The sequence below is a fragment of the Lacticaseibacillus baoqingensis genome, from assembly GCF_003946165.1.
GTDB lineage: Bacteria > Bacillota > Bacilli > Lactobacillales > Lactobacillaceae > Lacticaseibacillus > Lacticaseibacillus baoqingensis.
The window spans coordinates 39,278-48,827 of record NZ_RHOI01000021.1; the positions used below are offsets into that span (position 1 = coordinate 39,278).

The window sequence follows — 9,550 nt, forward strand, 5'->3', positions numbered from 1 at the left end:
CACCCACCCACCGCATTTACGCAACCGACTAAGGGTAATATTGCATTTCTTCTATTATATCAGACCCGCGCAGCACCGGTTTGGCGCCGGCTTGGATCAACGCATTCGTCCCGACTCCTAATGGTACATCCACCCGATTCGGCACGGCAAACACCTCGCGATTCGCCTGCAACGCCAAATTCGCGGTGATCAAGCTGCCAGAATGTGCTGCAGCTTCAGTGACCAACACCCCGTGGGCCAACCCCGCGATCAAGCGATTGCGCGCCACGAAGCGATACGGCATCGGCTTGACGCCATAAGGATATTCACTGATCACTAAACCGGCTTTGGCAATGCGCTGTTGCAAGTCGCGGTTGGCTTGCGGATACACTTGGTCTAAGCCGTTAGCTAACACTGCCACAGTCGGCCATCCTTGCGCCAGCGCAAACTCATGTGCCAGCGTATCAGCACCAGCAGCTAACCCGCTGACCACCGTCATGGGCATCAATCCCGGTCGCAGCCAAGCCAGTGCTTTGCGCGTATAAGCCCCTGCGTGCCGCGCCCCAACGATCGCCAAGCATAAGCGCGTCAACAAGTGCCAATTGCCTTGATAAAATAACACCGCCGGCGGCTGAAAACTTTCTGCCAGCCGTGGCGGATAAGCGGCATCCAAGCGGGTCACGAATGGTCCCATGCCCCAGACTTGACGCGCTTGGGCTTGCAGCGCGGGATCGCGCCAAAGTGCCCGCTGTTCTGGCGTTAGCCAAGCCAGATCCAGCTCGTCGCTGCCAGCGTGGTGTTGCAGTTGTTCCCAAGCAGCATTGTTAGTCGCATAGCTTTTGGTATAGGTGGCAAGATGCCAATAAAATAAAAAATCGCGTACTTGCATAAGCTCCCTCCTCGGTACTCATACATTACGCGATTTTACTACTGCATTGCTGCTTTTCGTACTGGTGCAAAACTCATGCGATGGATCGGGGTGACGCCATGCGCAGCCAGCCCGGCTAAATGCTTCTTGGTCCCATATCCCATGTTATCGGCGAAGTCGTATCCCGGATAGCAATTGGCATACATCAGCATCAGCCGATCCCGCACCACCTTGGCAACAATACTGGCCGCTGCGATGGAAATACTGTTGGCATCCCCTTTGATCAGCTTGCGCTGCGGATATGGCCCAGGTACGGTCATGGCATCGACCAATAAGCAGTCAGGCGCCACGCGCAATCCCGCCGCTGCCCGCCCCATTGCCAGTTCAGTGGCATGGTAGATGTTTTCGCGATCGATCTCATCATTATCGGCCACGCCAATACTGACGGCGACAGCCTGACTCACGATTTGCGGAAACAACTGCGCTCGTTTGTGCGGCGTTAGTTGCTTAGAATCGTTCACTGGCAAGGCAAAATCATGCGGCAAGATCACCGCGGCGGTCACCACCGGGCCGGCAAGCGGCCCACGACCAACTTCATCGATACCGGCAATGTGTGGGTATTTTGCCCACAATTCCCGCTCATAGCGACTGCGATATGCCAGCTCTAGTGCCTCAGTTTCTGCTTCAGCTTGTTGCCGCTGATACCGGGCCAAAAGCTGCTGGGCGCCGACGCGCGGATCTTGTGCTAAGGCTTGCAACACAGATTCAGCCACCGGTGGTTCAGCTAATCGGGCCTTGAGCTCACTCAGCGTCTGCGTCATTGGCGTCATCTCCTGGCACTTCTAGCGTGAAGCGACCAAACTTGCCTTGCCGCGCATCGAAAATGATCCGCTCCGCCATCCGATTGTAATTGTCAGCAAAGCCATTTTTCTGGCTCAAATGGATCATTAAATCGCCGTCTGATAAGGCTAAGTCTTGCGCATTCAACCCATATGCGCGACGGAAGGCTTCTTGATAATGTTCCCGGAAAAATTGCAGCCCATACATCCCCACAACATCTTCTGAATACACGGAATCAGCGATCGCCCCGGTCAGCGCCAGCTTCTTGCCGATCAAGTCATCATCGAACTTCGGCCATAAGATCCCTGGCGTATCCAGCAGCTGCAAGGTTTCATCTGCCTTGAGCCATTGCTGATTTTTCGTCACGCCAGGCCGGTTGCCGGTAACGGCGACGTTTTTTTTGATCAAGCGGTTCAAGATCGTCGACTTGCCGACATTGGGGATGCCAATACACATTGCGCGGATCGCTGGATTGCGGATCCCGCGTGACTTTTGCTTGGTGATCTTTGCCGCCATCAAGCGCTTGCCCAAAGTTGGGATCTGATTGAGCCGCTTAGCATGCTGCGCATCAATGGCGATAGCCTCATAGCCGAGGCCTTGATAATATGTGACCCATTGCTTAGTTTTCTCTGGGTCAGCCAAGTCTTGTTTATTCAACACCATAATGCGCGGCTTAGCGCCGATGATCTCATTCATCATCGGGTTGCGGCTGGCCTCCGGGGTGCGCGCATCGACGATTTCTAAGACAAAATCGACTTGCTTGAGTTTTTCTTGGACTTGGTTGCGTGCTTTGGCCATGTGGCCGGGGAACCATTGAATAGTTGCCATAGTGTATATCCCCTTTCGTAGCAAGGCTTTCAAGCTCTTGCTCTGATAAATTTTCTTAATGGTACCACTTTTGTGCCATGTGTCCCGTTGCTGGTACCATATTATTAGCATTTTAGCGGTAATAGCTGAACTTTGTTTACACCGGTTGAAGACTAATACCAACCTTCCTAGCGAACGTATCAATTACTTCAACCGACTTTTCTTGTGAATGTGAAAGGCGGTGCGTATAGCCATCAGTCGTCCGTTCTTCAACGTGACCGACTCGCTCTTGCACTTCTTTCAACGTTACAGAGGAATCATCACGCAAGACGGAGATATGAATGTGTCGGAAACTATGTGGCACTGGATTTTTCGTCCATTTGAAGCCATAGCGTTTTTCACAATTCTTTTCCAAGTCTGCTTTAATTCTGCCAAGTACTTCACGAAAACTATGTGACGTGATCGGTGAACCGTACTCGGTCCGAAAAATCACTTGAAATTCATGAAAAGCATCACTCGGTAATTCCTTCATCCGCCTATCAAATACGGCATTACGGTGTATCGCACGCTTCAATGCAGCAATCGCAAAATCAGGTAACTGCTCCACCCGTTCGCCAGCAACCGTTTTGACGGTATCTTCGTAGTACTCATCAACCCGTAAGTCATGTGATTGCATGGAACTAGAAATCGTAACTGTTTTTTTAGCAAAATCGATCTTATCAGATGTTAACCCTGATGCTTCACCAATTCGGCAACCTGTTGCAATCATAAATAGTGCCAGATCATAGTACGCCGGATTGCGGCGTTGTGCCAATTCAGTGAACAAGACTTTGACCTCACGCGAATCAAGAAACTTACTTTCCAAGCGATCCTTCCGCTCGATTTTTTCAGTCGTTGTCGCTTTTAAATGCAGAACGGCTGTCGGTGAAGCTGGAATGATGTTATATAGCACCGCATGGTCGAAAAGTTTATTGAAAGTTGATTTGATGTGTTGTATGGTGGCAAAACTAGCGCTGTATTTTTCGCGATAGTCTTGCAAACATTTATTGACTAACATAGGCGTGATGTTTTTTACCAAAATATCGTCTGCAATAATTTGATTCAACCGCCTAATAACAAGCGCCTCGCGCTTAATTGTCATTGGTTTAACAGACTGTTTCCACAAATCAAACCAATCTTCGCGTAAATCTTTGAACGTCCATTTTTGAACGCGCTCATCAAGTGCTTGAGCTCGCTGTGAAGTTAGCTCTTCGATCTTTTCATCAAGTTCTCGCGCCGCTTGTGCTTTACCTCTTTGAGAATTAGACTTAAAACTTACTGAGGCCCGTTTCCGTTTGCCAGTTAAGGGGTCAATATAATTCTCGAAAGCGCGATAAGTTGAAGTTCCGTCAGCGAGTACTCTTTTTTGAAAATGCATAATTTTATCCTCCAATTCAAATTAATAAACAGGAAAGATAAAATGAGATTAAATAGCTATTTCATTTTACCATGTCCCGGCGGTGTTGTCAGACGCTTCGGATGTAATGATGCTGTTTCCAAAACAAGAATTCTTGAAAGGTCGCAAAGTTGATCAATACAATTTTGTGTGTAGGATTAATAACGCCCTGACGAAAAGTAGCGTCATTACGCATTTCCGACAACCACCGATTTAATGTATAAATATTTAGACCCTCATAGCGTTTCAACAATGCTTGCTTGGTTCCCCATTCCGCTTTACCGGCGGAGTCGCCACTATATGGTACACTTGTATTTTCCATTTTTTCACTTCCTAATTTCTAGATGAAGTGAGATAATAATCGTAGATAGATTGCTTATTTTATCTATTTTAAGGTGTAACTACTTGCTTTGGTCGGCGTAGTTGCATCTTTTTATTATCTCAATCGCCATTATGTTTGGGTTGCTGAATCATTATTTCTTCGGGACTAGCCAACATTTGTTGAATCATCACTTGTTGATTTTCACTTAACTTGGCCTCAGCAATGATCGTCATTAGAGTATCCTCGCTTTTAGCCGAATCAATTGCCATTAACATTTTTAAACTTGGCGCCACTTGTTTCTTGATCCATTGAATAGTTTGGTCTAAAGTGACCGGTTCCGGCGAAACGGCCAAACGTAACTTATCGGCATATTTACCAATAAACTGTGCCCACCGATCGTCCAACGGCCATTTTGACGTTGGCTTGTTGGCAATCGGCTTCACAAAACGCAAGTAATTATTGATAATACCGAACACGGTTCGCTGCGGGTTGCGATAGGCCAATAGATCGGCGACCGTTTGCTCAGCCCGTTCGTCAAACACACGAATCTCAAATCGATTCTTGATTTTGGTCTCCGCCAACGCTTTACCTAATTTAAAATATTGCTCAATATCTTTCTGATAAATACAAAAATAAATTGCACTTTTACGTGAGCCAAAATAGAGACTTTCTCCTTTTAAATTGTCTTTGTCGCGGACAAAGTATTTACACTCCCTGAACTTTGTAATGTATTCATGACGCATACTCTTTTTAATCAAGTAATGAACCGGGAGCACATCTAAATAATCATTGATGGCTAGATCAATGCGTTTAACTACGCCATCAAGGGCCAGTGCCTGCCGTAAAAAGTCATACCAGCTCTGTTCACTGGCCACTAAAATGCCTTCCAGTTCGCGACAACCTTTCCCCTTCAACTCAATCAATGAACCGCGATTATCGTCTTCCGGTGAAACAAAAATTTCCATATCGCCATGCCGAAATTTTCCACTGTAGCCATAACGGCCATAAGGTTCATAAACAAAATAAATCGGCTTGATGCAGAAAAGTGCCACGATCAATTCGTCAACATCATGGGTTGGAAATCTGATCCGGACATAGTCAAAACAAATGTTTAATGCAGTGATGCCACTCAGTTCGCGAAAGGCTGCGGTTAATCGTTGGCGCATGGCCTCAGTTAATGGTCGCTTACTGTTCAATAGTTGATTGAGATAAGAACGACTGATGCCCATTGACTTAGCTAGCTGACTTTGCTTAATTTTTTTATCCTCCAACTGTTGCCAAAAAATATTAAGCCAATCAGCTTGGACCTGGTAATCAATTAGAGTTAAATCTTCATTCAAGTACGCTCACCTCCAAAATTTGCAATTCTTAGTCACGGTTAACAGCAACTTTGTTGCTTGAATACCTAGAAATTGGCATTTCTTGCTGCTGGATTAATTAACCGTTTATACTTTCTACCCCCCTATTAGAACTTGGGGGTTGAGGCGGCCGGCTAAAGCCGACCGCCGCTCACGCTAGCGGCTTTCGCGTTGCACGCCGCGCGTGGCGGCGGCTAATCTTTTTTCCTCCTTTATTCTGTTTTCAAGGAACGATTATGATCAATGCCAGCAAAAATTTGTAAGAATATTTCACTTGGCTTAGATCATATAAACATGATAACGTAGGCCTTTAGAGCTGGTCAATCACCTTATGCCACCTACTCAAAGACCGTGAGTAGTCGTTGTAGTTGTCTACTTTAAGTAACTAAGTTAAGATAATCATGAGGTGATGATAATGATCGAAAACTTTGGTCAAAACATAAAAAGATTGCGGCAAAAACACCAGATCACGCAAGAAGACTTAGCCATTGCCATCGAAGTTCAAAAACAAGCAATTTCAAATATTGAACGCGGTAAAAGTTATCCTAGTTTTGAAAACTTGGACCGAATTGCCAGATTTTTCAATGTTTCCGCCGTCGACTTATTTGGCACACCGGCTGAAATTGAAATCAGTAGCACTACTGCTATTCTTGATCGCATTGATGAATATACTGACAAAACTGAGCACCTCTTTCGCTTAATGCACCGCATAGATGATTTCTCACCGCGTCAAATTGATGGTCTTAGTGATCAAGTTCATGAAATTATGAGCTATTTTCAACCCTACACAAAAATCAATGAAGATGGTACCCCAGAGACTGATAACAATGATCGACCGATCGTCCGCCAATCAAAATATCGGCAATTACCAATTAAAGAAATCAATGCCTTATACAATAAAATCAATACCATCAATGCTTATCACCAAACGCAAAAAAATCACCTTCAAAAGAAGATGATCAATGAATGATAAAAAATATCGACTACTGCTTAATTAAAATAATAGCTGCATAATATGCCTAATAGTGTCACTTTCAAGAATGATCATGATGCCTAAACCAATATAAATAATGGCCATGATCCAATCACCAAAACGATCAAGAAAGTTCTTTACAAAATTCACTTGTGAGAACTTATCACCAAGGAAAACTAAAAAATAAATACAAATGGTAAAAACAAACAGCGTTACGATTAGCTGTACCAGTGATAATGATACGAAGTAAGGAACAAAAAGGCCAATATTATCCGCACCACAAGAAGCTACCGTAATTAAAGCCACCGTTGCAATTAAATTCTTATTTTTACGCGCTTCAATTTTCTGATCAACTTCTGCGGCTTCATCTTCTTTGCTAAATATATATTTGATTCCAAAGGCAATGGGAATCAACCCTAAAAAACCTAGTAACCATTTGGCGGGTACGTAATGGAGAATAAATGCAAAAAACAAACTAATTCCAATGAGCGTATATGAGCCTAAGAACTGACCAATATAAATTTGTCGGCGATGCTTTGTTGAACGATATTTTGAAAAAAGTAACATTAAAATAACTAATAAGTCGATTGCAGTTGATGTATAAAGAATAATACTCGTTATAATTGTCCTGATCATTTTATTTTCCCCCACCAGCATTGATTTTTCCGGCATCTTCAGCTAAACACCATGCCCGTTCTAATAAAATTGCCGTACATTCATCAATGATCTGATATTCAATGAAGTTGCCATTACGCTTCGCTTTAACTATCTTTTGATCTACTAGACGTTGTAACTGGTTTGAGATGGCTTGGACCTTCATATTTAGTGATGTAGCAATCTCACTAACGGCCATATCTGGTTCACGCGTTAAGCAATGTAAAATTCTTAGCCGCGTATTATTTGCGAGTACTTTAAAAAGTAAAGCAATGTCAGCGGCTTGATTCTCATTTAACAATGCCCGATCAGCCAAATCTGGTTTACCCGGACAACAGTCTACTTGTATCATTAGATCACTCCTCGTTTATTAATCTATTACATTATATCATGTAATAGTGTTGTCCCCAATTTAATTTGAATCAAAAAATAGAGTAGCTCCTATAGCCACTCTATCTGACATTAACCACTATTCATATTCACTAGTTAAATTAAAACTAAGATACAGGTCTTAGTTTTAATTTAATCTACCAGAAGATGCCAAAGTTTCGTTACTATCATTTTGCGCCATTTTAATTCTTTCAATATAAATAGCCGCCAATCATTGTCCTCAGAGTAATCTGGTAATCATATAAAAACAGATAGTAGAAAGCTTAATTAATAATGAAGTGAAGTTGTTCCTTCAGTTATAAATTAATTCCTTAGCGTTTCGCATTCTGTTGTTCCCAGTTCTGTGCTGCGATTTGTACTGCATCCCAAGGTGATCCAACTGGTGGTGAATAGGATAAGTCTAGGTCGCTAATTTCGGCTACTGTCATATCATTAAAAATTGCCGTAGCAAAAATATCACTGCGTTTAGCAACTTCACTACCGTAATGACCAATTAACTGCACGCCTAAAAGCCGGCCACTTTTTTGATCACCAGTAATTCTGATCTTAATTTTTTGAGCACCGGGAAAATAAGCCTTATGGTCATCAACATCAGTTTTTACCGTGAAAGGATTAAACCCTGCCTGGATAGCCTCACTTGTCAATAACCCTGTCCGTACAACAACTAAATCAAATGCCTTTAAAACTTGTGTCCCCAGGCTACCTTTAAAGGCACGTTGAATTCCAGCAATATTAAAACCAGCAATTCTTCCTTGTTTATGTGCAGTCGTACCTAATGGCAAGTAGGTTTCACCTAATAAATGATGTCTTGTTTCCACCAAATCGCCGGCCGCCCATATATCAGGTAATGAGGTCTGCATATATTGATCAACCTCGATGGCCCCGGCAATTCCAGTTTCAGCACCTACCTTGACCAGTAGCTCATTATTTGGTTGAACACCAACAACGATTAAGACTAAATCATACGTAGAAGATTGTGTCTTTTGATGCTCATTTAAGCCAACAACTTCCACGTTGCTACCAGTTTCATTAATTTCTGAAACGGTTAAACCAGTAATAACATTGACGGCATTAGCAGACAACTTTTGATGAATAATTCGGCCTAAATCAGCATCAACCGTGGAAAGTATTTCTGAACCTCGTTGAAAAATAGTGACGTCTAAATGCCGTTTTCTTAAAGCCTCCGCCATTTCGATTCCGATATAACCAGACCCAACAATTGCGACCTTCCGAACACTATCTGTAGCTATATTTCTTTCAATCGCAAAGTAATCTGCCATTGTATGCAAAATACGAACTTTACTATCTTGCTGTTGAGCTTGCGCCAGGTCCACACCTTTAATACCCGATAGTTTTGGTCTAGCCCCTGTTGCTACAACCAAGTGGTCATAATGATAAGTTTTTAATTCGCCTGTAAGCGCATGTGCTACGACTTCATGTCGTTGCGGTTCAATTTTATCTGCAATCATGTTCATTTGAAATTCAATACCAGTCGAAGTCAATTCTTGTAAATTACGATGAGCTAGCAAGTGCCAATCCGGCACTTCTCCGCTGACTGCATAAGGTATTCCACAAATTGATAAATTTGGGTACTCATCTGCTAATAATATCTGAACTTTTAATTCAGGTTTAAGTTCTTTAGCCTTTAAGGCCGCCGAAATTCCGGCGTCACTGCCGCCGATAATTAATAATTTTTCCGTTTCATTTGCCATTTAATTAATTCCTTTCACCGTTGTTAGCGAACAAATGCACGACTTAAATCCTGATGTAGATAATCTGAAAACTCTTGGAAGGTTGGATAATCTCTTTGTTTAAAAATTATACCGTTAACCATAGTAATTGGTAATCGCAAATTGCAAGAACAAGTTAGCCACCCCATGGCACGACACCGTGAGATGAACTGTTATCTTTGATGAGTTGAGTT

The 9,550-nt window shown here is 43.2% G+C and carries 10 protein-coding genes; 1 reads left to right on the forward strand and 9 read right to left on the reverse strand.

Annotated features, from left to right (window positions below; genetic code table 11):
• Positions 1 to 28 precede the first annotated feature (28 nt).
• The 6 genes from dprA to EKM91_RS09250 form a co-directional block, all read right to left on the reverse strand.
• Positions 29 to 868, reverse strand: coding sequence for a DNA-processing protein DprA (dprA, locus tag EKM91_RS09225; RefSeq protein WP_125753135.1), 840 nt, complete (start codon positions 866 to 868; stop codon positions 29 to 31).
• 38 nt (positions 869 to 906) lie between these two features.
• A complete protein-coding gene (locus tag EKM91_RS09230) occupies positions 907 to 1,668 on the reverse strand; it encodes a ribonuclease HII (RefSeq protein WP_125753139.1) in 762 nt (253 codons plus the stop codon).
• Positions 1,649 to 2,515 (reverse strand): ribosome biogenesis GTPase YlqF, encoded by an 867-nt coding sequence (gene ylqF / locus EKM91_RS09235; protein ID WP_125753142.1) that lies wholly within the window; start codon positions 2,513 to 2,515, stop codon positions 1,649 to 1,651. Before ylqF ends, EKM91_RS09230 begins: the two co-directional genes overlap by 20 nt.
• A 136-nt stretch (positions 2,516 to 2,651) precedes the next feature.
• Positions 2,652 to 3,911 (reverse strand): tyrosine-type recombinase/integrase, encoded by a 1,260-nt coding sequence (locus tag EKM91_RS09240; protein ID WP_125753145.1) that lies wholly within the window; start codon positions 3,909 to 3,911, stop codon positions 2,652 to 2,654.
• Positions 3,912 to 3,999: 88 nt separating this feature from the next.
• Complete coding sequence (locus tag EKM91_RS09245) at positions 4,000 to 4,251, reverse strand: DNA-binding protein (RefSeq protein ID WP_125753148.1); 252 nt, start codon at positions 4,249 to 4,251, stop codon at positions 4,000 to 4,002.
• Between the two features lie 119 nt (positions 4,252 to 4,370).
• Entirely contained in the window at positions 4,371 to 5,591 is a 1,221-nt protein-coding gene (locus EKM91_RS09250) for a replication initiation factor domain-containing protein (protein ID WP_053069018.1), read from the reverse strand.
• A gap of 433 nt (positions 5,592 to 6,024) precedes the next feature.
• Between EKM91_RS09250 and EKM91_RS09255 the strand changes: the two genes are divergently transcribed.
• Positions 6,025 to 6,579: a helix-turn-helix transcriptional regulator gene (locus EKM91_RS09255; RefSeq protein ID WP_003678446.1), complete on the forward strand. Its 555-nt coding sequence runs from the start codon at positions 6,025 to 6,027 to the stop codon at positions 6,577 to 6,579.
• A gap of 24 nt (positions 6,580 to 6,603) precedes the next feature.
• Here the strand turns inward: EKM91_RS09255 and EKM91_RS09260 are convergent, their stop codons facing one another.
• From EKM91_RS09260 to EKM91_RS09270, 3 genes are all read right to left on the reverse strand, one after another.
• The gene (locus EKM91_RS09260) at positions 6,604 to 7,218 is read right to left on the reverse strand and encodes a CadD family cadmium resistance transporter (protein WP_003678449.1); all 615 of its coding nucleotides are present in this window, start codon (positions 7,216 to 7,218) and stop codon (positions 6,604 to 6,606) included.
• Position 7,219: 1 nt separating this feature from the next.
• Positions 7,220 to 7,588, reverse strand: a complete 369-nt coding sequence (locus EKM91_RS09265) for an ArsR/SmtB family transcription factor (RefSeq protein WP_003678450.1) — start codon at positions 7,586 to 7,588, stop codon at positions 7,220 to 7,222.
• Between the two features lie 349 nt (positions 7,589 to 7,937).
• Positions 7,938 to 9,338, reverse strand: a complete 1,401-nt coding sequence (locus tag EKM91_RS09270; RefSeq protein WP_125753151.1) for an FAD-dependent oxidoreductase — start codon at positions 9,336 to 9,338, stop codon at positions 7,938 to 7,940.
• Positions 9,339 to 9,550: the final 212 nt, after the last annotated feature.

Excerpts from the sequence above, each read along its gene's own strand:
- EKM91_RS09265 (WP_003678450.1), bottom strand. The coding sequence starts at position 7,588 with ATGATACAAGTAGACTGTTGTCCGGGTAAACCAGATTTGGCTGATCGG.
- EKM91_RS09230 (WP_125753139.1), bottom strand. The coding sequence starts at position 1,668 with ATGACGCAGACGCTGAGTGAGCTCAAGGCCCGATTAGCTGAACCACCG.
- EKM91_RS09255 (WP_003678446.1), top strand. The coding sequence starts at position 6,025 with ATGATCGAAAACTTTGGTCAAAACATAAAAAGATTGCGGCAAAAACAC.
- dprA (WP_125753135.1), bottom strand. The coding sequence starts at position 868 with ATGCAAGTACGCGATTTTTTATTTTATTGGCATCTTGCCACCTATACC.
- EKM91_RS09240 (WP_125753145.1), bottom strand. The coding sequence starts at position 3,911 with ATGCATTTTCAAAAAAGAGTACTCGCTGACGGAACTTCAACTTATCGC.
- EKM91_RS09270 (WP_125753151.1), bottom strand. The coding sequence starts at position 9,338 with ATGGCAAATGAAACGGAAAAATTATTAATTATCGGCGGCAGTGACGCC.
- EKM91_RS09245 (WP_125753148.1), bottom strand. The coding sequence starts at position 4,251 with ATGGAAAATACAAGTGTACCATATAGTGGCGACTCCGCCGGTAAAGCG.
- EKM91_RS09260 (WP_003678449.1), bottom strand. The coding sequence starts at position 7,218 with ATGATCAGGACAATTATAACGAGTATTATTCTTTATACATCAACTGCA.
- ylqF (WP_125753142.1), bottom strand. The coding sequence starts at position 2,515 with ATGGCAACTATTCAATGGTTCCCCGGCCACATGGCCAAAGCACGCAAC.